This is a genomic window from Halorubrum sp. DM2, from assembly GCF_901686465.1.
Lineage (GTDB): Archaea > Halobacteriota > Halobacteria > Halobacteriales > Haloferacaceae > Halorubrum.
Genome location: NZ_LR594487.1, coordinates 2,133,241 through 2,155,640, shown reverse-complemented (window position 1 = coordinate 2,155,640; position 22,400 = coordinate 2,133,241). Strand labels below are relative to the sequence as shown.

Below are 22,400 nucleotides of genomic sequence, written 5' to 3'. Positions count from 1 at the left end.
GTAGCCGACGCCGCGGTCGACCGCCTACCGCTTCCCGAGCGCCTCCTCGAAGACGCGCTGCGCCCGCTCGTACCCCTCGTTCCGGTCGACGATCGGGTGCGGATAGTCGGGGGCAAGTTCCTCGCGCTCCGTCCGCGAGAGCGTCGGCCAGTCGACGACCTTCCCCGCCGGCACGTCCGAAAGCTCCGGGACGTACGCCTTCACGAAGCGGGCGTCCGCGTCGTACTTCGACATCTGGCTCACCGGGTCGAAGATACGGACGTCGACGGAGTCGGTCCCGGTCGAGGCCGTCCACTGCCACGCGCCGTGGTTCGACGCGTAGTCGTGGTCGATCAGCTGCTTCGTGAAGTAGCGCGCCCCGCGCCGCCAGTCGATCAGGAGGTGTTTCGTCAGGAAGCTCGCGACGACCTGCCGCGGACGGTTGTGAATATACCCCTCCGCGTTCAGCTGACGCATCCCGGCGTCGACGAGCGGGTAGCCCGTCTCGCCGCGCGTCCACGCCTCGAACCCCGCGTCGTCGTCGCGCCACGCGATCTCGTTCGGGAACGACTTGTAGTTCGAGACGGCGAGGTCGGGGGTGTAGTACAGCAGGTGGTACATCTGCTCGCGCCACGACAGCTCGTAGCGGTACTTGTCGACGTTGCGCCGCTCCCCGCCCGTCACGGCGTCGTACACGTCGCTCGCGCCCGCCCACAGCTCGCGGATCCCGATCGCGCCCGTCGCCAGATATGGGGACATCCGCGAGACCGCGTGCGTCGGCGCGTCGACCGCCCGGGCGAGGTCGTCGCGCGTGTCGTTGTACGACGTAATCCCGTAATCGAGGAACTCGTCGAACCGCTCGCGCGCGGCCTCGTACCCCGCCTCGGGGAGGTCGACATCGGCGTCCGGCTCGGGAACCGTCTTGCCGTCGCGCACGTCGGCCAGCGCCTCGGGGTCCGGCTCCGCGTACGGGCGGCGCTTCGGAACGGTCTCCCAGTCGTCGTGGAACCGACTGTGGTTCGCGTAGCGCGCTTCCAACCGCCCGGGGTCGACCATCACCAGGTCGGTCCGCGAGTCCGTCTCGACGCCCGCCGCCGCGAGCGCCTCCTCGACCGCCCGCTGTCGGTTCCGGCGGGCCGCCCGGTAGTGTTCGTTGTGGAACACCGTCTCGGCGTCGTACTCGGCGGCGAGGTCGACGAGGACCTCGTCGGGATCGCCGGCACGGACGATCAGGTCGCTCCCCAGCGCCTGATACCGCTCCTCCAATCGCTTCACGTGGCGCAGGAAGAACGCGCGCTGTCGCGCTCCGACCGTCGCGAGCAGGTCGGCGTCGTACACGAAGACCGGCACGACCTCCCCCTCTCGGGCGGCGGCCGCGAGGCCGGCGTTGTCTCGCGTGCGGGCGTCTCCGCGGTGCCAGAACAGCTCCATGCGATCGACAGGGCCGCCAGCGGATAGTGTCTGTCGCCCGCCGGTTCCGATCGCCTCCGCCCCCCGCCCCGCCAGTACGTTCAAGACGCTCCGTCTCGAATCCTGTCCTGTATGACCCGACGCGATCCCTTCGACGAGATCGAGGAACTGCTCGAACGGATGGGCCGCGAGTTCGAGGAACTCGGCGGGACGCTGGAGGGGAGCGCCCCCGAAGTCCCGCAGTTCCCCGGCGTCCGCGACGTCAATGTCGACGTGATCGAAGACGACGAGTCGATCACCGTCGTCGCCGACCTCCCCGGATTCGACGCCGACGACGTCGACGTCGAACTGCGCGACGACGCGCTCGTGATTTCCGGCTCCCGCAAGGAGTCGAGCGAGTTCGGCGTCGCCGACGAGGGCGAGGCGAACAGCGCGGGCGACGCGGACGAGACCGCCGACGGCGTCCGCTACCACCGACGCGAGCGACGCCTCCGATCCGTCTCCCGGCGGGTCCCGATTCCCCGGCCGGTCGAGGCCGACGCCGCGACCGCGTCCTTCGACGCCGGCGTGCTCACCGTCACGCTCCCCAAGCGATCGCCGGACGACGACGGGGGACACACGATCGACGTGAACTGACGCCGACCGCCTGGTTCGGTCGGATCTGCTGTCGACCCTGCGGCCGATGCTTTCTCCACGCGTCCCGTGTTATCTACTCGCATGAACGACGCCGACCGCGCGGCCGCCAGACGCGAGCTGGTGAGCGCGCTCCGTCGACGCCTCGACGCGAGCGAGCGGACGTTGTCGGCGATCGGTGCCGTCCCGCGTCACGAGTTCGTCCCGGAGCCGCACCGCGGGTCGGCGTACGCCGACCGCCCGCTCCCGATCGGTCACGACCAGACGGTCAGCGCGCCGCACATGGTCGCGACGATGACGGACCTCCTCGGCGTCGAGCGCGGCGACCGCGTCTTCGAGGTGGGGACCGGCTGCGGCTACCACGCCGCGGTCGTCGCCGAGGTCGTCGGCCCGGGGAACGTCTTCTCCGCCGAACGCGTCCCGGAGTTGGCCGCCGACGCGCGGGAGCGACTCCGCCGCCTCGGCTACGACGTGACCGTCGTCGCCGGCGACGGGCGCGAGGCGTTCGCCGAGGAGGCCCCGTTCGACGCCGCCTACCTCACCTGCGCAGCGCCCGAGGCGGTCCCGGACGCGATCGTCGACCGCGTTCGGCCGGGCGGCCGCGTCGTCGCACCCGTCCGGGAGAACGGTAGTCAACGACTCGTCCGCCTGACGGTCCGCGAGGACGGCGTCGACCGCGAGGACCACGGCGGCGTGCGGTTCGTGCCGATGCGATGATCGACGCTGCCGTCCGGGCGCTCCTCGACGGCGCGCGGCACCGACCCGACGAACGCACGCTTTTAGAGGACTGAGTCCCGAGTCCGGTCATGGACGAAGCGTCGCTCAGGGCGGACATGATCGAAGGGCTCGAACACTCGATCGGCGAGCCGATCGAGCCGTCCGTGTTGACCGCGCTCCAGCGGGTGCCCCGCGACCCCTTCGTGGACGACTCCCCCCGCGGCGGGGCCGTCGACGGCGACGACCCCCACTCGCTCTCGCTCGAAACGGTGGTCCGCCTCGTCACCGCGCTCGACGCCCACGAGGGCGACGCGGTCCTCGTCGTCGGCGCTGGCATCGGCTACTCGGTCGCGATGATCGCGGAGATCGTCGGCGCTCGCCACGTTCACGCGGTCGACATCGACCGGTCCGCCGTCGTGACCGCGCGATCGAACCTCGACGCGGCCGGCTACGAGGCGGCCCTCGTCGACCGCGCGGACGGCGCGGACGGCCTCCCGGCGTACGCGCCGTACGATCGGATCCTCCTCGAAGCGGCCGTGATCGAGCCGCCGCGCGCCCTCCGTGAGCAGCTCGCGGCCGACGGCCGGATCGTCTACCCGCGTGGCGCTGGCGTCCAGACGGTCACGGCAGCCGAACCGTCGCCGCCAGAAGGGTCGGACGGGGACGACGTCAGTGCGGTCGGTGACGACGCGGACGACCCCGCACCCGTCGGGTTCGAGACCGTTGAGACCCACGGCCCGGCGCGACTCCAGCCGATGCTCGTCGAGGGCGAACAGCCCGGGGTGGAGCGGAACCGGACCCGTCGGGAGGACGCCGAACACGCCGAGCGCGGGCGTCGTCGACGACACGGCTGGGAACAGGACTGGATCGACTGGGACGACCGGATCTGAGGGCGTCGCCCGCTTTTCGACCGTCTCACTCCTCGACGACGAGCACCTCGGTGTTCCCCCGTTCGTCGACGTAGTCGCCCTCCGCCGGCGGTTTGATGTCGACCGTGAGCGTCCCGTCCGCCTGGTTCGGACCGAGTTCCGGGTCGACGTCTACGCTCGCGACGCCCTCGCTGTTCGTCTGTGCGGTGGCGACACCGTCCATCCGCGCGGAGCCGCCGCGCACGATGACGGTCGCGTCCGCGACGCGGGAGCCGTCGGGGTCGACGACCGCGACGTCGATCGACTGATCGCCGGGCGCGGTCACCTCCGGCTGCGGCTGCGCGTCGAGCTCCGTCGCGGCCAGCCCGTCGATGTCGCCGATCATTCCCATCATCACGCTGAGACTGGCGACCCCGACGACCAGAGCGATGACGAGACGGACGGGAAGCCCCTCGATCGCCCGGGTGTCGGTACTGAACGTCCGGCGGTTCGCGGTGCGCGAGTCGTGTGTTCGATCGGACATACGCCGCGGTGGCCGCGGTATCAGTTATAAACTCTCGGGCGACAGGGGCGGTCGAGTCCGTCCGGCCGACCGGCTCCGACCGCCCCGCGGCCCGTCCGCTTTTACGCGATGCCGAGACCACCCGACTGCGTGTACGTACTCGGCCGCGACGGCGACGGAACGGAACGCGACCGCGACCCGCCGCATACCGCTCGTATCGGTACCTTCCTCGCACGCGACGGGAGCGCCGGCGCGCCGGTCGGCGTCGACCTCGACCGCCCGCACGCGGGGGTCGTCTTCGGGAAGCGGGGGACGGGGAAGTCCTACACGCTCGGCGTCCTCGCCGAGGGACTGGCCGAGGCCGACGGCGTCGTCCCGGTCGTCGTCGACCCGATGGGCGTCTTCGGCGGTCTGGAAGCGGCCGGCGGCCGCGTCGTCGACCCCGCCGTCCGTCCGGCCTCGATACCCCCGTCGGCGTGGCCGGACCTGCTCGGTCTCGATCCGGCGAGCGGGCCGGGGAGCCTCGTCTGGCGCGTCGTCGCGGACGCAGTCGACGAGGGAGACAAATCGGGCGACGCCGACGACCCCGCGTCGACGGCTGCCGACGAGTCTCGGTCCCCGTCGCTCGCGGCGCTCCGCGAGGCGGTCGGGGCGACCGACGCCCCGGTAGAGACGCGGCGCGCCGCGGCGAACCACCTCCGGCTGGCGGCGTCGTGGGGCGTCTTCGACGCCGACGCGCCGTCGGTCGCCTCGCTTGCGGCCGACGGCGACCCCACAGTGATCGACCTCGCCGGCGTTCCCGACGCGGCCGCGGCCGCCGTCGTCCGCGCGGTGGCTCGCGGCCTCTACGACGCGCGGATCGACGGAGGCCTCTCCCGGCTCCCGTGGCTGCTCGTCGACGAGGCGCACGCCTTCTTCGGCGGCGTCGCGGAGTCGGCGCTCCGAACCCTCCTGACCCGTGGACGCGCTCCCGGCGTCTCGCTCGTCTCTGCGACCCAGCGGCCGGCCGCGCTGCCGAGCGTCGCCGTCTCGCAGTCGGACCTCCTCGTCTCCCACCGGCTCACGGCCACGCGCGACATCGACCGACTGGCGGAGGCGGAGGCGACGTACCTCGCCGGCGACCTCGCGGCACGGCTCCCCGACGGGGTCGGCGAGGCGCTCGTCGTCGACGACGCCACCGAGACGGTCCACACGGTCCAGATCCGGGAACGACGAACGCCACACGAGGGAGAGAGTCCGCGCGCGAGTCGCCTGTCGGGCGCGAAGTGACACCGAGTACGGAGTGACGCCGGCCGAGAACGCCGCCAGCCGGGAACGACGCCGGGACCGGAGCGGTGCTCCGGTTCAGAACGTACAAGCGCCCCCGGACCCACCGACGCGCATGGAACGGACCCCGTACGGGTTCCTCCTCGTCGCGGTCGGGGGATTCCTCGGTGCGGTCGCAAGGCACGCGACCGACGCCGCGGCGGGCGGACTCGTCGCCTTAGCGTCTCTCGGCGGTGGCCCGGCGGTCCTCGGCGGGACGGCGACCGGCGTCGGCACCCTGACCGCGAACGTCGCCGGCTCGTTCGCGCTCGGGGTCCTGTTGACTCGAACGTCCAGCGAGCGGCTCCGGCTCTTCGTCGGGACTGGCGCGCTCTCGTCGTTCACGACGTACAGCACGTTCGTCTCGGACGCGGTCGCGCTCGGAACCCCGGCGGGCGCGTGGTACGTCGCCGCCAGCTACGCCACCGGACTCGCCGCGGCCGCGCTCGGACTCGCCGTCGGGAGGCGGTACCGACGATGACCGCCGGTCCGCTCCTCGCGCCGGCGCTCGTCGGTGTCGGCGGGGCCCTCGGCGCGGTCTCCCGTCACGCGGTCGGCCTCCGCGTCGAGGGAGGCCGGTCGGTTCTCGTCGTCAACGCGCTCGGGAGCTTCGCCCTCGGTGCGGTGGCCGCCGCACCGATCGGGTCGGCGGCGACGCTGCTCTTCGGCGTCGGCTTCTGCGGGGCGTTCACGACGTTCTCGTCGTTCGCCGTCGGGACCGTGCGGGCCGCGAGCGAGACCGGAGGCCGCGCCGCGGCAGGGGTCGCGGCGTCGAACCTCGCGGCCGGGCTGATCGCGTTCCTCCTCGGTTCGTTCGCCGTCGCCGGCGTCTTCGGCTGAGTGACAGCCGACTCCCGATCGGTGACCGTTCGCCGTCCGCTCGATACCGGCCCGCCAAGCGATAGGTACAGCATCCTCCGGCCCGTATTCGGGCGCGTGACCGACACCGATAGCTCCGTCGACGCCGAGGCGGCAGGCTCCGGCGACTCCGGACCGCCCTCCGAGGACGCGGACCCGGAGGATGTCCCCGGGTTCGGCGACCTCTCGATCCTCCAGCGCGCGTTCGTCGCGGCGGTCCAGAACCCCTCCCGCGGACTGTTGGTCGTCGGCCTGTTCGCGTTCGCGCTCGCCTTCTACGCCGCGTTCTGGCTGTCGTTCCCCCGCGCCGCCGGGCTCCTCTCGGCGGTTGCGGTGGTCGTCACCCTCGTCGCGGTGCTGGTCTACTGGCTTCTCGACCGCGTCTCTCGGTGACGCCCGCTCGCACGTCGGCGTCTCCGTCCCGCTCCTCGCGGCCGCGTTCCGACGGAAGCCCTCACGGTCGCGGCTCGTAGAACTCCCGGAGCGGCCGGCCGAACGCGGGCGCGAGCGTCGCGACCGCGTCGCCGACCAGCACGTCGCGGTCGGCAAACGCCGACTCCACCTGCGCGCCGAGCGCCACGTCGCTCGCGGCGTCGCTCTCGAGGTACTCCCTGACGGTGGCGAACTCGCGCTCGCGCTCGACGACGTAGCGGTCCCCGTCGATGAACGGTCCGTACGTGTCCGGGTCGACGTCGTCGACGTACGACTCGTAGAAGCTCGCCGCGTGTTTCCGCACCGCGACCGGCGGTCCATCGTGACGTTCGACGGTCGGCCGTTCCGTCACCTCTAACTCCGCGTACAGCGCCGCTCGCGTCGCCCCAGTCGGATCGGTCTCCGCGCTCGCCGCGTCCGTCATCGCGGTCGCCCGGAGGACATCGAACCCGTGATCGTCGAGCCCGCGGACGATCCCGTCGAGCGACCGCCGGAGCTGCGGCCACAGCTGGTCGTCGACGAGGTCGGGGGCGTCGAAGACGACCGCGACGGGCGTCGTCCCGCGTCGGCCGAGGTGGTCGCGGACCTCACCGGATCCGAGCGGCTCCGGCTCGTCCGGCTCGAAGAGGGCCTCGCTCGGAGCCGCGAGCAGCTCCCGCGCGTAGTGTTGGAACCGCGCGAGGTTCGTCGCCGACAGCACCGCGGCGACGTTCCGCGTCGGGTCCGTGGGGTCGACGACGACCAGCGGGTCCTCGAACGTGCGCTCCGCGTGCCCCTCGGGGTCGAACTCCACGGGCGGGTGCCAGCTCCGGGCCGACTCGACGAGCGGGACGAACCCGCCGAGCTCCAACACGAGCAGCTCCGTGAGATATCCCGAAAAGCCCTCCGTCCGGAGGTCGCTGCCGTACGCGCCGATCCCCTTCAGGAAGGCCTTCGCCACCACCACGTCCGCCGCGAGGCCGTCGTCGAGCCGCGCGGAGAGGTACGCGTCGTGGAACGGGGTGCGGTCGACCGCCGAGACCAGGTCGACCGCCGTCTCCACGTCGTGACAGGGGACCAAGTCGACGTCGAACCCGTCGTAGCTTCCCTTCACGTACGGGTGCTCCGCGTACTCCTCGTGGCCGTCCGGGAGGACCGCGTGTCCGACCGCCAGCCCGTACTCCTCCAACTCGGCGCGGTCGAGTTCTGCGTCGAACCGGACGAAGAGATCGATGTCGCGGTCGCCGGCGACCCACGTGCCGCGCGCGGTCGACCCGACCTGAACCACGTCGGCGTCGACGGCAAGATCGGCTATCGCCTCGCGGGTCCGCTCGGTCAACGCCGCGCTCGCCGCGCGCAGCCGCTCGCGCTCCTCCGGCTCCGGCAGGGCACGCTCGCGGACGCGCGACAGCACCGCCGCAAGCTCGTCCCCGGCGGTCTCCTCGTCGTCCATACCGAACGGTCTCGCGGTCCGGCCGAAAACGTGTCGGTCGGATCGGTGGCGCGACGGTCGGCCGCCGCGCTAACGTCTCGCACCCTTCGGGTCCGTCGAACCTCGCTCAGTCGGGCGGAAACGAAAGCCCTATCAAAACAACGTGAGTACCCGAAGATGGGCCGAAGTAGCTCAGTTGGTAGAGCGCCTCGCTGTTAACGAGGCGGTCCCAGGTTCGAGTCCTGGCTTCGGCGTCTCTCCTTCCTCTCGTCAGGTCTCACCGCCACCCGCTCCCGACCCGGCAGCCTAAAGTGGAATCGAGAAAAACCGCTAATCACGACGGCGGGCCCTTAGCTTAGTCCGGTTAAAGCGACTCGCTCATAACGAGTTGATCGCCGGTTCGAATCCGGCAGGGCCCATCGCGTTTACACCCGTCATCGGGTGTTCTCCGAAACGCTTCGCTCGGTAGTTCTTACGCCGGAAATCGACGCTTCAGAGGGTCCCGAAAATCGGCCGCTGAGAGGTATGTCGACCGGTGCCCGGTTCCGGGTCGTTGCTGTCGTGCGAATACTGTAGTCGCTACTGCGTCGATCCACCCACCCGCCTACCCACCCATTGGTGTAGGTGTTCCCCCGGTCCGTGGTGCGATTGGTACCGTCGTCGCTCTCGCTTTGCCCGGCCTGCCTACCCCTTTACGGGGTGGGCAGGCGGGCCGCGATCGTCCCGCGAGGGGTGATCTGGTGTGAGACTCACCGATCAGTCCGGGGGGACGACCCTGACCACAGATGGACCAGGGGAGTTCTGGTGCCCTGCCTGCGGCGCTCGCTGTACTGAGTCGCCTGACGGCTCCACCGAGTACGGGCATCACGTCGACTGCCCGAACCGAGAGCTTCCCCGGTTCGGTGGACGCCAACCTTCTAACCGGACCACCCAGCTGAAAAACTGCCTCGGCCGCGATCTCGCTGCTGACGGTGGGCGTGAGGGAGAGGAATGAGCAGCTCCGCGCCTGCCGGTCAGTCTCTCCAAGCGGCCGGCGACCTTGTGGTGCGCGAGGACCGGCGTACCCGGTCCGAGCGCCGCCGGCCGCGCACGGCGACCGGAGGGAGCCGAACGACTGGCGGCGCGGGCGAGACTCACCGGAGGTCGGGCGATGAGTAGCGAGTCTTCATCCGGGTCTGCGTCTTGGCCTTCCAAGGAGACTAACTCTGTAAACGGCTCTACCGCTTCTTTTCAGGAGGACGACGATCGAGTTGTCGAAAGGGTCGCTGAGTTCGCAGCCCAGTACCCCGACCTCGCTGAGCTTCCCCTATCGGTCAGCCATGGGCGGAAGCTCCGCCGAATCGTCACGGACCCTGAATTCTCCGAGGAGTGGGTCGACTCCGACGACCCGCTCGAAGACGCGTTTTCGATTCGGACGCTCGACCGGCGTACAGCCGCGACGTGGGTCGACGCGCTTCACGCCTTCCTTCGGTCACATGTCGACTACGAAGGTCTCGTCGCCCGGTTCGCTGACCGACAGTCGGGCGATGAATTCGATGTCCCGCTCGTCGACGCGTGGGGAGAGGACTACAGCCGGAAACAGTACGCACGGGCTCGCGCGCTACAGCGTCAGATGGGTGGCGGAGAGCGACCCACTGGAGGTGAGGCGGTCCCCGCGTGGGACGACCCCGCGACGGCGATGCTGACGCTCACGGCGTCGTCCGTCCCTGATGGTGACCGACTCTCCCCTGTCGACCATCTCGACGCGATTCACGACGCGTTCAGTTACGGTGGCGTCCGCGACACGCTTCGGAACACGTTGGAGTATCATCTCGGACTCGACTCGGACGACTGGGGCTACTGGCTCCAAGCTGAACCGCACGGGATGGGTTCGGCCGCGGACGATGGAGAGCGGACCGGAATGAACGCCTGTTATACGCACCTTCACGTCGGCGTCTACTTCGACGCGGCCGCGACCTCGCTCGATCTCCGTTCGGTTGGCTCCGAGTTCGAGCGCGTGATCGACAAACACGTAGCAGAGTGTGACTCAGCCGGTGTCGGCGGTCACGACTACACTTCGGTCGACGATTATCTAGCGGACGATACTGGCTGTATCTCGCTAAACGCGGACGTTCAAAACCTCGGTTCGTATCTCGCCGCGTATATGGGCGGCTACACCGAGGAGCTGCTCGACAAGCCGATCGAGTACCTCGCGTGGGGCGCGCTCTACTGGTCCGCCGCTCGTCGACGGACCTCCCGCTCGCAAACCGTGAATCAGGCTATCTGTGCGGACCGGTGTGAACAGCGGGCTGAAAACGAGGAAACGGGACAGGTTGACCCCCACGGCGAGCGCATTCGATGGGACGACGGCCACGGTGCCGATGTCGTCTGCTCATGCTGTGGCTCTCCGTGGACTATCGACCAAGACCGGCTCGATGGTCCGCCTGAGCCGGAGACCGCGCTCGACGACGATCTCCGATGGGCAGCCGGCGCGACAGCCCCACCGCCGAATCCGGAACCGGACCGTTCGCTCGCTGAACGCTGGCCGAGCGCAGATAGCGCGTGGTCCTACGGAGAATCACCTCGGAAGGCGCTTATTCGTGAGCGCGTCCAGGGCTATCTCGACGTTCACGGTCAAGACGTGTCGCTCCCCTCGATACTGGCACATCTGAACATCGACCCGTCGTACAAGGAATTCGTCGGTGAGGTACTGAACGGAACCGAACAGCCCGAGTCCGAGTCAATCGATCGACGCCGACGTGAACCACAGTTCGGCTACGAATTGAAAGCGATCGTCGACGCCGACGGTAACGAACACCAGCCCGGCGGCGGCGGTGTCGACATGGTCCAGCTGGAACTCCCTGTCGCGTATATCATCGAGAACACTCGGCTCGCGAACGACCTCGCACAAGGGGAGATATTCCGGAACGGACGGACCGGTGTCGCGACCCACGACCCTGAGACGATCGCCCGCGGGTTCGTCAATAACGGTATCACCGACCCGGATGTTGCTGATCGGCTACTGATCGTCGACGACTACCACGTCTCGAACCCGGATATGGACCGCGACGAACCTCGCCCCTGTATGCTACCCCTCGATGAGAGATAGGTTAGAATGGCTCTGTTAAAATCTTATTCTTCAGATATAAACTGGGTGAAACAGCCGGTCGATGAAGACTGCGAATCGGTCGCCAGAAGAACTATTACTTGATAGACAGCAGTTTGTGGTATGAATGGCATCGCAGGATTCCTTTTGTTTATAGCGGGTATTACTGGGGCAATTTGGCCCGAAGCAACCCTTCGGTTTTGGTTCTTCGGGGCTGTGGACGAAGATTCCGTGTCCGATAGTGGAAAGACATTCTTTCGTGGATTAGGCGCACTCTGTTCGGCTGTCGGCTTACTAATCCTGATCGGTGGGTGACCTGTATTGAGCGATCGTGAGTCTTCTTTACTGAGCAAGCTGGAGGCAGAGTTTGTAGATATTTTTAAATGCTACTCCTCGTTTGACTCTTGAATTTCCTCGGGGGAGGGAATTTTTATCGTGTACCAATTTCTCTCTCCTTCAGGCCCTTCCCTTGTGACCCTCTGTAATAGCCTTGCGTACCCCTCCTCTGTTAGCTTGTAGTGCCCCCTCTCAACTTTCTCGACAATGCCTCCCGCTTCTAATGTGTTTAGCCGCCGCGAGACGGAACTTCGTGGGCGCTCTATGTTCTTTGCGATTAGTGATGGAGTAAATATGAATCCGTGTCCCAAAAGGACGCAGATCTCTCGGTCCAGTTCGGTGAACCACTCTGGAGGGCTGAGTTCCTCGTAATCATACTCTCCGGTGCTGACTTTCCAGCCGTGTTCGTCGATGTATCTTTCAAATTCAGAGGGTTCTGGTTCGCTCATGGTTGCGTCCATGCCCCAGCTAACCAAAAAGGTGCTGCCATATGGGCGTAATCTATTCGACGTTACTAATTAGACCCAACAGCTAAGTACCACTACTCCAAAAGGGGAACTACGGAGCTACCCAGTAGGCTAGTGATGAATCGTCGGGTAGTGAAGAGGGGCCAACGTTGCAGCGTTGGCCCAGAGGTGGTTCCGGTTTCACGCCATGAACGGAACCATAACGGGGCTTGTAGGCCCCAGACGGTCAGATGTAACGCTGAGTAAAAACTCCGACGGGACCTGTTCCTACTGCGAGAACCTCGCTGACGGGTACGATGCTGATCGGGACGAACCTGTCTGCGAGCGGTGTGCGAATATTCTCGACGATGACGGAGGTCAGGAATGAGCGACGACCTCGAACCCCTCTCCCCGAGCGAGGGTATCGCGATGTACTTCGAGGCTCGTCGTGACGAGCTGAGCGAGCGGACCATCAAGAGCCAGCGGTACCGACTCGATGCGTTCCAGCAGTGGTGCGCCGAGGAAGGTATTGAAAACCTGAACGAGCTGGCCGGGCGCGACCTCTATCGATACCGTGTCTGGCGTCGAGAGGGAAACGGCGACGACCGCGACCCGATCGCCCCGGTCACCCTTCGCGGCCAGCTGGCAACACTCCGCTCGTTCCTCCGATTCGCTGAAGAGATCGACGCGGTTCGCGGCGGGCTACGCGAGGACGTTCCGCTTCCGACCGTCAGTAACGGGCAGAATGTGAGTAACACGACGCTCGAACCCGAGCGCGTCGGTGATATTCTGGAGTACCTGAATCGCTACAACTACGCGAGCCGCGAACACGTCACCCTGCTCCTGATGTGGCACACGGGCGCGCGGGCCGGTGCGGTCCGCTCGCTCGACTTGGGCGATCTCGACCTCGACACCGACCGCCCCGGCGTCCAGTTCCGTCACCGCCCCGAGTCCGAGACGCCGCTCAAAAACAAGGAGAAGGGAGAGCGATGGAACGCGGTCAGTCCGCACGTCTCCCGTGTTCTTGAGGACTTCATCGATGGTCCCCGTAACGAGGTAAAAGACGACTACGGTCGGGACCCGCTCGTCACGACCCAGTACGGCCGCGCCTCTGTCTCGACGATTCGGGACACTCTCTATCGGATTACTCGTCCCTGCTGGCGCGGTGCCGAGTGTCCCCACGATCGCGACGTGGAGACCTGCGAGGCGACGGACATGAACAAGGCCAGTACCTGTCCCTCGTCCCGGTCTCCGCACGACGTTCGGAGCGGACGGGTCACCGCGTATCGGCGCGAGGACGTGCCTCGTCGTGTCGTTTCTGACCGGCTCGACGCGAGCAACACCATCCTCGATGAACACTACGACCGCCGGAGCGCGCGCGAGAAATCTGAACAGCGTCGCGACTACCTCCCTGACCTATGACGAATCGAGAGTCACATCAACACGCGACCGGTCGCCCATCGGGAGCCGGCGCAACCTTCGGAGTGCGGTTCCGGCAGGGCCCATCCAGATCACACCGCTCTCTTCCGCTACTCCAACAACTCCGTCAGCTCGTTCACGTCCTCGACCACGGCGTCTGCACCGCTCTCGGCGAACTTCTCGCGACCCGACTCGCCCGTCAGCCCGCCCGTCAACACGCCGATTCCGTAGTAGACGCGCGTTGCGTCGCTCTCGTCGGCGTTGCGCGCGGTCCGCACGTCGTCGAGGGTGTCGCCCGCGAACGCGACGCGCTCGGCGTCGAACCGCTCCGCGAGCTCCACGAGCGCCCGCGGGTGGGGCTTCCCCTCTTCCCAGTCGTCCATCGTGAACCGGCGGTCGTCGGGCACGTCGAAGCCGACGCGCTCCAAGGCGATGTCGGCCTCCGCGGCCGGCCGGCCGGTGAGGACGCCCACGTCGAACCGCGCGGTGAGGTCGGCGATGGTCTCGGGGTCGACGAGCGTCGGCTCGTCGTGGATGTACCCTTCCGTCTCGACCGGTGGCTCGCCGCCCTCCAGCTCGCGGTACAGCTCCGAACCGAGGTACAGCGCCTGAAAGGTCTCGCGGAGCGCGTCCCGGTCCCACTGGTCGCGGACGCGAGCCTGCGCGACCCGCGGGAGGTCGCCGACGACATCCTTAGCGGCGTCGAGGCCGCCGCCGAGTTCGCGGACGCGGTCGGTGAACTCGTCGATGTCCATCCGGAGTCCCTCGCGCCGGGCTATCACGAACAGGGCGGCCGCGTCCGTCAGCTCCCAGTCGTTGTTGAACCCGCCGGCGTCCTTGAACGCCTGAATCGCCGCGGGGTCGATCGGCTTGCCGCACACTCGGTCGACGGACTCGAGGATCGCCCGTCGGTAGGAGTCCGCCACGTCGACCAACACCCCGTCGATGTCGAGGACCACTGCGTCGACCTGCATACCGCTACCCCGGCTGGCGGCGGAATGAACGTTCGGGTTCGCGGCCGCCGTCGCCGGTTCCGTCTCGCCTCTTCCCGTCTTGCCCTCGCCGGAACCCGCCGGTCACTGCGCGACGTACACGACCGGTCCCGACTCCGTCGAGCGCCGTCGAACGTCGACGACCGGCTCCTCGAACCCGAGCGTGGTGAACAGGCAGGCGGCGTCGAGCCGCTCGGCGAGCGCGACGGTCGGCGACTGGAGTTCGGCGGGGAGGTTCCGCGCGTACACGGCGTCGACGGCCGCCGCGTCCGACGAGTCTGCGCCGCCGTCCCGCCCGTCCGCGTCCGCGTCCGCGTCGAGTCCGAGCGCGCGACCGACGGCTCGGTCGTCGCCCGCCAGCGCCGTCACGTCCGCGGCCACGACGCGGAGCGAGCCCCCGCCGGTTCCCGGCGTCTCGCTGGCCGCGTCCCGCGCCACGTCGCTCACGTCGACGTCGACCGCGACCACCTCGCGACCGCGGTCGGCGAGCGCGCGGGCCACGCCCGGACGCCGGCCGACGCCGACCTCGATCAGTCGCTCGTATCGGTCGAGGGCGTCGGCGAGCGCCCGTTCTGACGGAGGTGATGATCCCACGGCGCGGGCTTTATGATTGCGGCGGTCAAAAGCGGTTCCATGCTCGTGGACATCGTCCCCGTCGGAGACGTCACCCCCCAGGTGAAACGGGAGGCCTCCGGCGCGCTGCGCTCCGTGTACGACTGCGACGTGACGGTCCACGACGATCAGCCGATCCCCGACTCCGCGTACGACGCCGACCGCACCCAGTATCGCGCCGAGGACCTCATCGAGACGGTCACGCGGGTCGGCGGCGGCGAGAAGAACATCGGAATTACGCCCGAGGACCTCTACTACCGCCGCCGGAACTACGTGTTCGGCCTCGCGTACCTCAACGGGAGCGGCTCTGTCATCTCCACGCACCGCCTCCGCACCTCCTCCGACGGCGGCGTCTCGACCAAGCCCGCGGTCGACGTCTTCGGCGACCGCGTCCGCAAGGAGGTCGTCCACGAGATCGGGCACACGCTCGGATTAGAGCACTGCGACAACAGCAAGTGCGTGATGTCGTTTTCCCCCACCGTCCGCGAGGTCGACGTGAAAGAGGAGAACCTCTGTGGCACCTGCTCTCGGCTCGTTCGCTGACGGCGCTCCCGCAGCACCCGGTTCACTTTCTCCTCGGCGTCCGTCTTCCTGCTCACCGCCGGTAGACGTAAAGTCCGCCCCGTACAAGGGACGCGTATGGCCGCAAAGCCGGAATACCGCGACCGGCCGGACGTCGAGGTCGCGCTGCTCGACGCGCTCGTCGACCGCGGCGACGAGGGGATGACGGTTCTCGAACTTCGCGCGGCCGTCGACGCCGACATCGACGCCGTCGAGGAGGCGCTCTCAGCGCTGAAAGACGATTCGCTGATCACCGTCGAGACCGAGGAGCGCGTCCGGGTGTACGCCCACGACCGGGTGATACCCGACCCGGACGCGGCGACCGACGACGCCTCGGAGAGCCTCGTCGACGCGATCCGCGACCGGATCGGACTGTAGCCGTCGTCTCCCCTCCCGCGCCACCGTCTCGCCTTACGCCGCCGTCTCACCCTACGCCAGCGTCTCGCCTTACGCCGCCGTCTCGCCCCATGCCGCCGGAGACGGCGGCCTTTTGGCGCTCGATCGCGTCCCTGCGACCATGACACTCGTCTCCGGCACCCACGACGCGCACGGCGCGGCGTACCGCGACCGCGGCGGCCGCGAGGTGGTCGACCACTACGGCAAACCCGTCCGCGTCGGGAAAGCGGTCCGCAAGGTCGCCGGCGTGATCGAGATGGGGTACGGCGTCCTCGCAGTCCGGGGGAGCGACCGCGTCGAGTTCGTCGACAACGCCGTCTCGAACCGCGTCCCGACCGAGGACGCCGAGGGGACCTACGCCCTCCTACTCGACCCGCAGGGCGGGATCGAGACGGACATGTACGTGTACAACGCCGACGAGCGGCTGCTGGTGTTCCTCCCGCCGGAGCGGACGGAGGCGGTCGCCGCCGACTGGGCGGAGAAGGTATTCATCCAGGACGTCGAGATCGACGACGTCTCCGAGGAGTTCGGGGTGTTCGGCGTTCACGGCCCCAAGTCGACGGAGAAGGTCGCGTCCGTCCTCGGCGGCCCCGGCGCGCCGGAGGAGCCGCTATCCTTCGTCCGCGGATCGATGGTCGACGCCGGCGTCACGGTGATCGCGACGGACGCCCCCTTGGGCGAGGAGGGGTACGAGATCGTCTGTGCCGCCGCCGACGCGGCCGACGTGTTCGACACCCTGATCAACCGCGGACTCAACGCCACGCCCTTCGGCTACCGGACGTGGGACGCGCTCGCGACGGAGGCGGGAACGCCCCTCTTCGAGTACGAACTGGCGGGGACGGTCCCGAACGTCCTCGGCCTCCGGAACGCGCTCGACTTCGACAAGGGGTGTTACGTCGGTCAGGAGGTCGTCTCCCGCGTGGAGAATCAGGGCCGACCGAGCCGGCGGCTCGTCGGGCTCGAACTCGACGGTCTCGCCGAGGCGGTCGGCGACGTCGACGCGGACGCCGACCCGGAAGGGGTAGACGCCGCGCTCCCCACTGCCGGCGCGGCCGTCTTCGACGGCGACGAGGCGGTCGGCGAGGTCACCCGCGCCGCGGTCGGTCCCGCGACGGACGTGCCGATCGCGCTGGCGCTCGTCGCGTTCGACGCCGACCTCGACGGAGTCGCCGTCCGCGTCGACGGCGATGAGGCGGCCGCGAGCGCGGTCGACCTCCCGTTCGTCGACGGGAGTGCCCGGTCCGCACGGCTCCCGTCGTACCCGGGGCTGCGCGCCTGAGACTCTAAAAAATCCAGCCGGTGGCGTCCCTTACAGGACGAAGCTGACCGCCGAGTAGACGCCGAACCCGAGCGTGAACGCGCCGACGAGCGAGCCGATCCACGCGAGGACGGTGTACCCCATCTTCTTGCGGCTCACGCCGGCGTCGCCCGCGGCGTACCCAGCGCCGACGATCGCGGAGACGATGATCTCGTTGAACGAGACGGGGATCCCGAAGGCGACGGCGGTCTGCGCGATCGCGAACGACGGGATGAGCGCGGAGATGGACCGCCGCGGTCCCATCGAGGCGTAGTCCTGCGAGATGGCCTTGATCATCCGCGGCGCGCCGGTCCACGACCCGACCAGCAGCCCGACCCCGCCGCCGACGAGAAGCGCCCACAGCGGGACGCCGACGTCGCTGAAGATCGGGACGAGCGGGCCGATCGCGAGCCCCACCTGCGACCCGCCCGCCGAGAACGCGACGAGCCCGCCCATCGCGAGCAGGAACCGGCGTTGGGCACCCTCGCGGTCGCGGCCGAGGTCCGCGTACACCGCGACCGCGACGAGCGCGGCGATCGCGAGGCTCACGACCGCGGTCCCCGCCGTCCCGACTCCGAGGCCCGGACCGAGTACCGCGGCCACGGACGCCTGCTCGCCGGCGGGACCGAGCAGCGCGAACCCGACGTTCGCCAGGATCGCCCCCACGAGTCCGGCGAGGGCGGCCGTGAGCGGTCGCTGGGGCAGCGACTCACCGATGAGCATCCGGGCGACGCCGTAGGCGACGCCGCCGCCGACGAACGGGGTGAGAACCCACAGCGTCATGATCTCGGCGTACTTCGGCCACGCCGGGTCGCCGCCCATCGCGAGGCCGACGCCGACGACCGCCCCGGTGACGGTGAACGCCGTCGCGATCGGGTAGCCGGCGAAGACGCCGATCGCGACCAGCGCGGCGGCCGTGACGAGGGCGACGATGGCCGCTACCGCCGTGAGCGTCACCCCCCCGATCAGCTCGGTCCCGACCGCTTCCGTCACGTTCGCGCCTTGGAGTATCGCCCCGAGCAGCCCGAGGACGCCGACGATCAGCCCCGCACGCATCACGGAGATGGCGTTCGCGCCGACCGCGGGCGCGAACGGGGTCGACCCGGAGGAGCCGGCACCGATCGACCACGCCATGAAGAGGCTGGCGGCGGCGGCGACGATGAGTGTCGCGGCAGTGACGACGACCATCAGTTTCGCCCGTCGTTGTACCCCTCGTTCAGCCCCGTCACCGTGCGACGGACGAGGAGGAACCCGAAGAAGAACAGCCCGAGAAGACCCACCAAAAGCAGGACGAACAGCGGTTGGACCGGAAGCATACCCTCGAATCCGTCGGGACGCGGTTATAATTTTCGAGCCGGACGGTCGCCGGACTCCCCGTCGCCTCGGATGTCCGGACGAGGCGATCGGTGACTAAAACGCCCGCTTGTGTCTCGGCCACGTATATGTTGTCACCCGTGGTACGTACTGGTGCGACCCCCGCTTCGGCCCTCAAACGCTCGAACCGCCGGCCGACACGCCGGCAGATCGGATTCGCACTCCCTCCCCTGCCCCCGGTACCCCTCCCCGGCCGACCGATGTGACCGATCGCCGGCACCCGCACCCGCAGCGATCCGGGTCCGTCACCGCGCACACGACCGTCGGCCGGCTCGGCCGTCGCGGGGCGTCGCGTCCGGTCCCCGTCGCCCGCGGCGGTGACGCCCTCCGGTTCCCTTCGATTCTCACGAACCTGCCGCTTCCCCGTTACGCGTGTACGAGGGGAAAGCCCCGCGCTTCAGCGCGGGGATGAATCCGACACGTCCATGTCATTTGATCTTCTGCGATGGCCCACCGGAGTTCCCTCGCTGGGATACACCGGCTTTGCCGGGACGAACGCTTTGCGTCTACGTCCCACGGGGTAACAAATCCGACCGAACCACTCCACGACGTAACGGTTTGGCCGACGCGAATCGTGGTACCGTGCGGGCTGAATACCCCGCTGTGGAGGGACGAACGATATTCGTCTCGACGAAGCGTCGACCGCGAGTCGGACGGAAGGCCCCGTTGACGGGGCTACACGCGCTGGAAAGCACTCCCTCGGTCGTAATTTGGAGGCGACCATTGACGTGGGCGGCGACCATTGACGTGAGAGGCGAAAGCGTACCTCACCACCGAGGACACGCGCAACCTTGGACTCCCCTTCGGGGAATCCTCGTCGCCAGACTACGTCTGGCGGGCAACCAGAACGCTGCGCGTTCTGGTGACGCTCTTCAGGGCGGGGAGGATATCAAGCGACCTGCTCGTCGTACAGGTCCTGTGCGTGCTCAATCGCGTCCTTCGCGGCCTGTTTGTCCTCCCAGCCGAGCGTTTCGACCTCCTTGCCTGCTTCGAGGTTCTTGTAGGTCGCGAAGAACTCGTCTATCTCGTCGAGGATCTGCTGGGGGATGTCCTCGAGGTCCTCGATGTGGTCGAACCGGGGGTCCTCCGTCGGCACCGCGATCACCTTGTCGTCCTGCTCGCCGTCGTCGTCCATCTTCATCAGCGCGACGGGGCGGGCCTCGACCACGCAGCCGGGGAACGTCTGGTCTTCCACGAGCACCATCACGTCGAACGGATCCTCGTCGTCGTAGTACGACTGCGGGATGAAGCCGTAGTCGTACGGGTAGTGGACGTTCGAGTGAAGGACTCGGTCGAGGACGACACCGGGGATGTCCTTGTCGTACTCGTACTTGTTCCGCTCGCCTTTGAGACACTCCACGACGGCGTAGATCTCGTCCGGCGCGTTCGGTCCCGTCTCGAGATCTTCCCAGAGGTTGACCATGTGTCTCGTGATGCGTCGATGGCGGTCAAAGTCCTTTCGGGATCCGGCAGTTCGGCGCGGTCGGCGTTGCGACCACAGAGGACCGTTCACAGCCCTCCGAACCCCCTCGACCGACCGATCGATCGGTTTCGATCGCGAGTCGGATCGGGGGTCGTACCGACGGATCGTCGGCGTATTCGGCGATGACGGACCAGATCGGTCGAAACGCGTTCCCGGGTCGGATCGCGCGCTCGTCCCCCTCGCGGCCGCGAATACGCGGATATTCGGACGAGCGTCCGGGATGAGGCATCGCAACGGTCGTGAATGTTGAGAAAGACTATAAGTTCGGGTTCCCTTCTTGTAAGCATGTCAGAGGCACAAGCAGTCACTGATGAATCGACGGCCGCAAGCGATCTTACGGCGTTCCAACAGAACATCCTCAGCATCCTCGCCGAGGAGCCGATGTACGGGCTCGCCATCAAGCGGGAACTGGAGTCGTACTACGGCTCCGAGGTGAACCACGGTCGCCTGTACCCGAACCTCGACGACCTCGTCGAACTCGGGCTCGTCGAGAAGAGCGAACTCGACAAGCGGACGAACCAGTACGAGCTCACCGACGCGGGCCACGACGTCGTCCTCGGCCAGATCGAGTGGGTCCTCGACCGCTTCGTCACCGACGAGGCGCGGGCGGACGAAGTCCGCGCGCTGCTCGAGTAACCGGAACGAGGCGCGCCCGCGCGGCCGGACGAACCGACTAACGACCAACCTTTTGGCACACGGCGCGGCGAAAGCCGCGTTTTCCCGCATTCCGAGCGGTCGCTACGCCGAATCGTCGGCCGTAGAGTCGTCGGCGGCGGAATCGGCGGCTGCGGAATCGGCGGCAGAATCGTCGACGGCAGCCGGACCGTCGACGTCGACCGCGACCGACTCGACGACGGACAGCGACTCGTCGACGGCGTCGAGTTGCTCGTCGGTCGGCCACCCGTTCCGGACGAGGTACTCCTCGCGGAACTCGGCGCGCATCTCCGGGGTGGCGTCGTCGACCGGGCGGACGTAGTGGTTGCTCATGAACGCCGCGAACGTCTCCGCGGTCCGCGCGTGGACCTCGTCTTTCCGTTCGGCGACCGCCTCGGCGACCGCCTCGTTGTACGCGGCCACCTCGCGGTAGCGGTCGGCGTCGCCGGGACCGGACAGCGACACCTCGACGGCGCGGTCGGTGTCCTCGACGCGGTCGAGTTGGACCGTCCCGTCGTCCATCCACTCGTCGGGGTACAACACGAGCGCGTCGTCCTCGTCGCGGACGCGCGCCGTGTAGCCGTACTCGACCGCGAGGGCGTCCCGTCGCTCCCGGTACTGCTCGGCCGCCTCCGCGATCTCGGGCGTCGGCTCGGCGGAGTCCGCCTCGCGGGCGAGCCGCGTGAGCCGCTCCGCCTCGTCGACCGCCGCGACCGGGATGTCTGGGGCGCGGTCGGCGTCGCCCTCGTCGTCGAGGGGATCCTCGACATCGGAGTCGTCCGGCTCCCCGTCGTCGTCCGCCGCCATCATCTCTCGCGCCCGTTCCTTCGCCCACTCCGGCGGGTCGTCGTCAGTTCGCGTCATCGAGTGCCTCGTTCGCCAGATCGTCGGCGCGTTCGTTTATCTCCCGCGGTACGTGGGCGATCGACCACCGGTCGAACCGCTCCAACAGCTTCCGGGCGCGGACCCGCCGCTCGCGGAGTTCGGGGTCGTTGGCGTTCCACTCGCCGCGGACCTGCTTGACGATGAGTTCGGAGTCGCCGCGGACGTCGACCGCGTCGAAGCCGTACTCGTCGGCCGCCTCCAGCGCGCGGACCAGCGCGGCGTACTCGGCCTGGTTGTTCGTCGCGCGGCCGATCCGCTCGCCGCCCTCGGCGACGACGCCGTCGGACGTGACCAGACACCAGCCGACAGAGGCGGGACCCGGGTTCCCCCGCGAGGCCCCGTCGAAGTAGACGTGCGCGCGGCCGCCGCCGTCGGACAGCAGGGCGGTCAGCCGCGTCGGGTCGCTCCCCTGAACGACGACCTTGTCGTCGTACGCGACCGCGACGGCCCCCTCGCGCTCGGCGCGCCACCGCTCGTGGGGCGTGTTCCCCTCGTCGACGCGGACGCCCGCGTCCACGAGTCGGTCGCGCGCGGCGGTCGGATCGCAGTCGATCGTCGGCATTCGTCCGGGTTCCGCGCCCGGCGGACAAAGGGCTGTCCGTCCGCCGTCGGACGGGCGTCGACCTCAGCGTGACGGAAGCCGCCGACCACGGTACCAGCCGCTAGCTTTGACACTCTCGATGCGGTGACTACGGAGAAAATCCGCCCGGAATCTCAGGTGGTCCGTCACCTATGCCGACGGCA

Annotated in this window: 24 protein-coding genes and 2 tRNA genes; 15 read left to right on the top strand and 11 right to left on the bottom strand. The window is 68.3% G+C overall.

Annotation, left to right across the window (positions count from 1 at the left end; all coding sequences use genetic code 11):
• Positions 1 to 24 precede the first annotated feature (24 nt).
• Complete coding sequence (locus tag QOL69_RS10900) at positions 25 to 1,410, bottom strand: cryptochrome/photolyase family protein (RefSeq protein ID WP_283403174.1); 1,386 nt, start codon at positions 1,408 to 1,410, stop codon at positions 25 to 27.
• Positions 1,411 to 1,521: 111 nt separating this feature from the next.
• Here QOL69_RS10900 and QOL69_RS10895 point away from each other — a divergent pair, with 111 nt between their 5' ends.
• The 3 genes from QOL69_RS10895 to QOL69_RS10885 all read left to right on the top strand — a co-directional run bounded on the left by QOL69_RS10895 (position 1,522) and on the right by QOL69_RS10885 (position 3,629).
• A complete protein-coding gene (locus tag QOL69_RS10895) occupies positions 1,522 to 2,025 on the top strand; it encodes an Hsp20/alpha crystallin family protein (RefSeq protein ID WP_283403173.1) in 504 nt (167 codons plus the stop codon).
• An 81-nt stretch (positions 2,026 to 2,106) separates the two neighbouring features.
• Positions 2,107 to 2,739 (top strand): protein-L-isoaspartate O-methyltransferase, encoded by a 633-nt coding sequence (gene pcm / locus QOL69_RS10890; RefSeq protein WP_283403172.1) that lies wholly within the window; start codon positions 2,107 to 2,109, stop codon positions 2,737 to 2,739.
• A gap of 89 nt (positions 2,740 to 2,828) precedes the next feature.
• The gene (locus tag QOL69_RS10885) at positions 2,829 to 3,629 is read left to right on the top strand and encodes a protein-L-isoaspartate O-methyltransferase family protein (RefSeq protein ID WP_283403171.1); all 801 of its coding nucleotides are present in this window, start codon (positions 2,829 to 2,831) and stop codon (positions 3,627 to 3,629) included.
• A gap of 25 nt (positions 3,630 to 3,654) precedes the next feature.
• Here QOL69_RS10885 and QOL69_RS10880 read toward each other — a convergent pair whose 3' ends face one another.
• A complete protein-coding gene (locus tag QOL69_RS10880; protein WP_283403170.1) occupies positions 3,655 to 4,131 on the bottom strand; it encodes a DUF7382 domain-containing protein in 477 nt (158 codons plus the stop codon).
• 108 nt (positions 4,132 to 4,239) lie between these two features.
• Between QOL69_RS10880 and QOL69_RS10875 the strand changes: the two genes are divergently transcribed.
• From QOL69_RS10875 to QOL69_RS10860, 4 genes are all read left to right on the top strand, one after another.
• The gene (locus QOL69_RS10875) at positions 4,240 to 5,379 is read left to right on the top strand and encodes an ATP-binding protein (RefSeq protein ID WP_283403169.1); all 1,140 of its coding nucleotides are present in this window, start codon (positions 4,240 to 4,242) and stop codon (positions 5,377 to 5,379) included.
• A 112-nt stretch (positions 5,380 to 5,491) separates the two neighbouring features.
• Positions 5,492 to 5,896, top strand: coding sequence for a fluoride efflux transporter FluC (locus tag QOL69_RS10870; protein WP_283403168.1), 405 nt, complete (start codon positions 5,492 to 5,494; stop codon positions 5,894 to 5,896).
• Entirely contained in the window at positions 5,893 to 6,255 is a 363-nt protein-coding gene (locus tag QOL69_RS10865) for a fluoride efflux transporter FluC (RefSeq protein WP_283403167.1), read from the top strand. Before QOL69_RS10870 ends, QOL69_RS10865 begins: the two co-directional genes overlap by 4 nt.
• A gap of 96 nt (positions 6,256 to 6,351) precedes the next feature.
• On the top strand, positions 6,352 to 6,666 hold the full coding sequence (locus QOL69_RS10860) for a hypothetical protein (RefSeq protein ID WP_283403166.1): 315 nt from the start codon (positions 6,352 to 6,354) through the stop codon (positions 6,664 to 6,666).
• A gap of 61 nt (positions 6,667 to 6,727) precedes the next feature.
• Here the strand turns inward: QOL69_RS10860 and cca are convergent, their stop codons facing one another.
• Entirely contained in the window at positions 6,728 to 8,137 is a 1,410-nt protein-coding gene (gene cca, locus QOL69_RS10855) for a CCA tRNA nucleotidyltransferase (RefSeq protein ID WP_283403165.1), read from the bottom strand.
• Between the two features lie 160 nt (positions 8,138 to 8,297).
• On the opposite strand from cca, the gene QOL69_RS10850 reads away from it, so the two are divergent.
• From QOL69_RS10850 to QOL69_RS10840, 3 genes are all read left to right on the top strand, one after another.
• Positions 8,298 to 8,370 (top strand) — tRNA-Asn (locus QOL69_RS10850).
• Positions 8,371 to 8,460: 90 nt separating this feature from the next.
• Positions 8,461 to 8,535 (top strand) — tRNA-Ile (locus tag QOL69_RS10845).
• A gap of 731 nt (positions 8,536 to 9,266) precedes the next feature.
• Positions 9,267 to 11,204: a hypothetical protein gene (locus QOL69_RS10840; protein ID WP_283403164.1), complete on the top strand. Its 1,938-nt coding sequence runs from the start codon at positions 9,267 to 9,269 to the stop codon at positions 11,202 to 11,204.
• A 383-nt stretch (positions 11,205 to 11,587) separates the two neighbouring features.
• On the opposite strand, the gene QOL69_RS10835 is transcribed toward QOL69_RS10840, so the two are convergent.
• The gene (locus tag QOL69_RS10835) at positions 11,588 to 11,986 is read right to left on the bottom strand and encodes a helix-turn-helix domain-containing protein (RefSeq protein ID WP_283403163.1); all 399 of its coding nucleotides are present in this window, start codon (positions 11,984 to 11,986) and stop codon (positions 11,588 to 11,590) included.
• A gap of 381 nt (positions 11,987 to 12,367) precedes the next feature.
• Between QOL69_RS10835 and QOL69_RS10830 the strand changes: the two genes are divergently transcribed.
• Complete coding sequence (locus QOL69_RS10830) at positions 12,368 to 13,405, top strand: site-specific integrase (RefSeq protein ID WP_283403162.1); 1,038 nt, start codon at positions 12,368 to 12,370, stop codon at positions 13,403 to 13,405.
• Between the two features lie 107 nt (positions 13,406 to 13,512).
• On the opposite strand, the gene QOL69_RS10825 is transcribed toward QOL69_RS10830, so the two are convergent.
• Together QOL69_RS10825 and QOL69_RS10820 are read right to left on the bottom strand one after the other, a co-directional pair.
• Complete coding sequence (locus tag QOL69_RS10825) at positions 13,513 to 14,376, bottom strand: TIGR01548 family HAD-type hydrolase (RefSeq protein ID WP_283403161.1); 864 nt, start codon at positions 14,374 to 14,376, stop codon at positions 13,513 to 13,515.
• Between the two features lie 102 nt (positions 14,377 to 14,478).
• Positions 14,479 to 14,988, bottom strand: a complete 510-nt coding sequence (locus QOL69_RS10820; protein WP_283403160.1) for a UPF0146 family protein — start codon at positions 14,986 to 14,988, stop codon at positions 14,479 to 14,481.
• A gap of 39 nt (positions 14,989 to 15,027) precedes the next feature.
• Here QOL69_RS10820 and QOL69_RS10815 point away from each other — a divergent pair, with 39 nt between their 5' ends.
• The 3 genes from QOL69_RS10815 (at position 15,028) to QOL69_RS10805 (ending at position 17,242) form a co-directional block, all read left to right on the top strand.
• The gene (locus QOL69_RS10815; RefSeq protein WP_048078507.1) at positions 15,028 to 15,549 is read left to right on the top strand and encodes an archaemetzincin family Zn-dependent metalloprotease; all 522 of its coding nucleotides are present in this window, start codon (positions 15,028 to 15,030) and stop codon (positions 15,547 to 15,549) included.
• A gap of 96 nt (positions 15,550 to 15,645) precedes the next feature.
• The gene (locus QOL69_RS10810; RefSeq protein WP_048078506.1) at positions 15,646 to 15,945 is read left to right on the top strand and encodes a DUF6432 family protein; all 300 of its coding nucleotides are present in this window, start codon (positions 15,646 to 15,648) and stop codon (positions 15,943 to 15,945) included.
• Positions 15,946 to 16,084: 139 nt separating this feature from the next.
• The gene (locus QOL69_RS10805) at positions 16,085 to 17,242 is read left to right on the top strand and encodes a CAF17-like 4Fe-4S cluster assembly/insertion protein YgfZ (protein ID WP_283403159.1); all 1,158 of its coding nucleotides are present in this window, start codon (positions 16,085 to 16,087) and stop codon (positions 17,240 to 17,242) included.
• A 30-nt stretch (positions 17,243 to 17,272) separates the two neighbouring features.
• On the opposite strand, the gene QOL69_RS10800 is transcribed toward QOL69_RS10805, so the two are convergent.
• The 3 genes from QOL69_RS10800 to QOL69_RS10790 all read right to left on the bottom strand — a co-directional run bounded on the left by QOL69_RS10800 (position 17,273) and on the right by QOL69_RS10790 (position 20,057).
• Positions 17,273 to 18,448: an inorganic phosphate transporter gene (locus tag QOL69_RS10800; RefSeq protein WP_283403158.1), complete on the bottom strand. Its 1,176-nt coding sequence runs from the start codon at positions 18,446 to 18,448 to the stop codon at positions 17,273 to 17,275.
• Positions 18,448 to 18,576, bottom strand: a complete 129-nt coding sequence (locus QOL69_RS10795; RefSeq protein ID WP_255331289.1) for a DUF7859 family protein — start codon at positions 18,574 to 18,576, stop codon at positions 18,448 to 18,450. The genes QOL69_RS10800 and QOL69_RS10795 overlap by 1 nt, the downstream gene beginning before the upstream one ends.
• Positions 18,577 to 19,523: 947 nt before the next feature.
• Positions 19,524 to 20,057: an inorganic diphosphatase gene (locus tag QOL69_RS10790; protein WP_048077955.1), complete on the bottom strand. Its 534-nt coding sequence runs from the start codon at positions 20,055 to 20,057 to the stop codon at positions 19,524 to 19,526.
• Between the two features lie 345 nt (positions 20,058 to 20,402).
• Between QOL69_RS10790 and QOL69_RS10785 the strand changes: the two genes are divergently transcribed.
• Positions 20,403 to 20,753, top strand: coding sequence for a PadR family transcriptional regulator (locus QOL69_RS10785; RefSeq protein ID WP_283403157.1), 351 nt, complete (start codon positions 20,403 to 20,405; stop codon positions 20,751 to 20,753).
• A 102-nt stretch (positions 20,754 to 20,855) separates the two neighbouring features.
• On the opposite strand, the gene QOL69_RS10780 is transcribed toward QOL69_RS10785, so the two are convergent.
• Positions 20,856 to 21,635: a DUF7108 family protein gene (locus QOL69_RS10780; RefSeq protein ID WP_283403156.1), complete on the bottom strand. Its 780-nt coding sequence runs from the start codon at positions 21,633 to 21,635 to the stop codon at positions 20,856 to 20,858.
• Positions 21,622 to 22,218, bottom strand: coding sequence for a ribonuclease HI (gene rnhA, locus QOL69_RS10775; RefSeq protein WP_283403155.1), 597 nt, complete (start codon positions 22,216 to 22,218; stop codon positions 21,622 to 21,624). The genes QOL69_RS10780 and rnhA overlap by 14 nt, the downstream gene beginning before the upstream one ends.
• Between the last annotated feature and the right edge of the window lie 182 nt (positions 22,219 to 22,400).

What these genes read in the sequence shown, in the direction of transcription:
- QOL69_RS10900 (WP_283403174.1), bottom strand. Translation starts at nt 1,410, where the DNA reads ATGGAGCTGTTCTGGCACCGCGGAGACGCCCGCACGCGAGACAACGCC.
- QOL69_RS10895 (WP_283403173.1), top strand. Translation starts at nt 1,522, where the DNA reads ATGACCCGACGCGATCCCTTCGACGAGATCGAGGAACTGCTCGAACGG.
- pcm (WP_283403172.1), top strand. Translation starts at nt 2,107, where the DNA reads ATGAACGACGCCGACCGCGCGGCCGCCAGACGCGAGCTGGTGAGCGCG.
- QOL69_RS10885 (WP_283403171.1), top strand. Translation starts at nt 2,829, where the DNA reads ATGGACGAAGCGTCGCTCAGGGCGGACATGATCGAAGGGCTCGAACAC.
- QOL69_RS10880 (WP_283403170.1), bottom strand. Translation starts at nt 4,131, where the DNA reads ATGTCCGATCGAACACACGACTCGCGCACCGCGAACCGCCGGACGTTC.
- QOL69_RS10875 (WP_283403169.1), top strand. Translation starts at nt 4,240, where the DNA reads ATGCCGAGACCACCCGACTGCGTGTACGTACTCGGCCGCGACGGCGAC.
- QOL69_RS10870 (WP_283403168.1), top strand. Translation starts at nt 5,492, where the DNA reads ATGGAACGGACCCCGTACGGGTTCCTCCTCGTCGCGGTCGGGGGATTC.
- QOL69_RS10865 (WP_283403167.1), top strand. Translation starts at nt 5,893, where the DNA reads ATGACCGCCGGTCCGCTCCTCGCGCCGGCGCTCGTCGGTGTCGGCGGG.
- cca (WP_283403165.1), bottom strand. Translation starts at nt 8,137, where the DNA reads ATGGACGACGAGGAGACCGCCGGGGACGAGCTTGCGGCGGTGCTGTCG.
- QOL69_RS10840 (WP_283403164.1), top strand. Translation starts at nt 9,267, where the DNA reads ATGAGTAGCGAGTCTTCATCCGGGTCTGCGTCTTGGCCTTCCAAGGAG.
- QOL69_RS10835 (WP_283403163.1), bottom strand. Translation starts at nt 11,986, where the DNA reads ATGAGCGAACCAGAACCCTCTGAATTTGAAAGATACATCGACGAACAC.
- QOL69_RS10830 (WP_283403162.1), top strand. Translation starts at nt 12,368, where the DNA reads ATGAGCGACGACCTCGAACCCCTCTCCCCGAGCGAGGGTATCGCGATG.
- QOL69_RS10825 (WP_283403161.1), bottom strand. Translation starts at nt 14,376, where the DNA reads ATGCAGGTCGACGCAGTGGTCCTCGACATCGACGGGGTGTTGGTCGAC.
- QOL69_RS10815 (WP_048078507.1), top strand. Translation starts at nt 15,028, where the DNA reads ATGCTCGTGGACATCGTCCCCGTCGGAGACGTCACCCCCCAGGTGAAA.
- QOL69_RS10810 (WP_048078506.1), top strand. Translation starts at nt 15,646, where the DNA reads ATGGCCGCAAAGCCGGAATACCGCGACCGGCCGGACGTCGAGGTCGCG.
- QOL69_RS10805 (WP_283403159.1), top strand. Translation starts at nt 16,085, where the DNA reads ATGACACTCGTCTCCGGCACCCACGACGCGCACGGCGCGGCGTACCGC.
- QOL69_RS10800 (WP_283403158.1), bottom strand. Translation starts at nt 18,448, where the DNA reads ATGGTCGTCGTCACTGCCGCGACACTCATCGTCGCCGCCGCCGCCAGC.
- QOL69_RS10795 (WP_255331289.1), bottom strand. Translation starts at nt 18,576, where the DNA reads ATGCTTCCGGTCCAACCGCTGTTCGTCCTGCTTTTGGTGGGTCTTCTC.
- QOL69_RS10790 (WP_048077955.1), bottom strand. Translation starts at nt 20,057, where the DNA reads ATGGTCAACCTCTGGGAAGATCTCGAGACGGGACCGAACGCGCCGGAC.
- QOL69_RS10785 (WP_283403157.1), top strand. Translation starts at nt 20,403, where the DNA reads ATGTCAGAGGCACAAGCAGTCACTGATGAATCGACGGCCGCAAGCGAT.
- QOL69_RS10780 (WP_283403156.1), bottom strand. Translation starts at nt 21,635, where the DNA reads ATGACGCGAACTGACGACGACCCGCCGGAGTGGGCGAAGGAACGGGCG.
- rnhA (WP_283403155.1), bottom strand. Translation starts at nt 22,218, where the DNA reads ATGCCGACGATCGACTGCGATCCGACCGCCGCGCGCGACCGACTCGTG.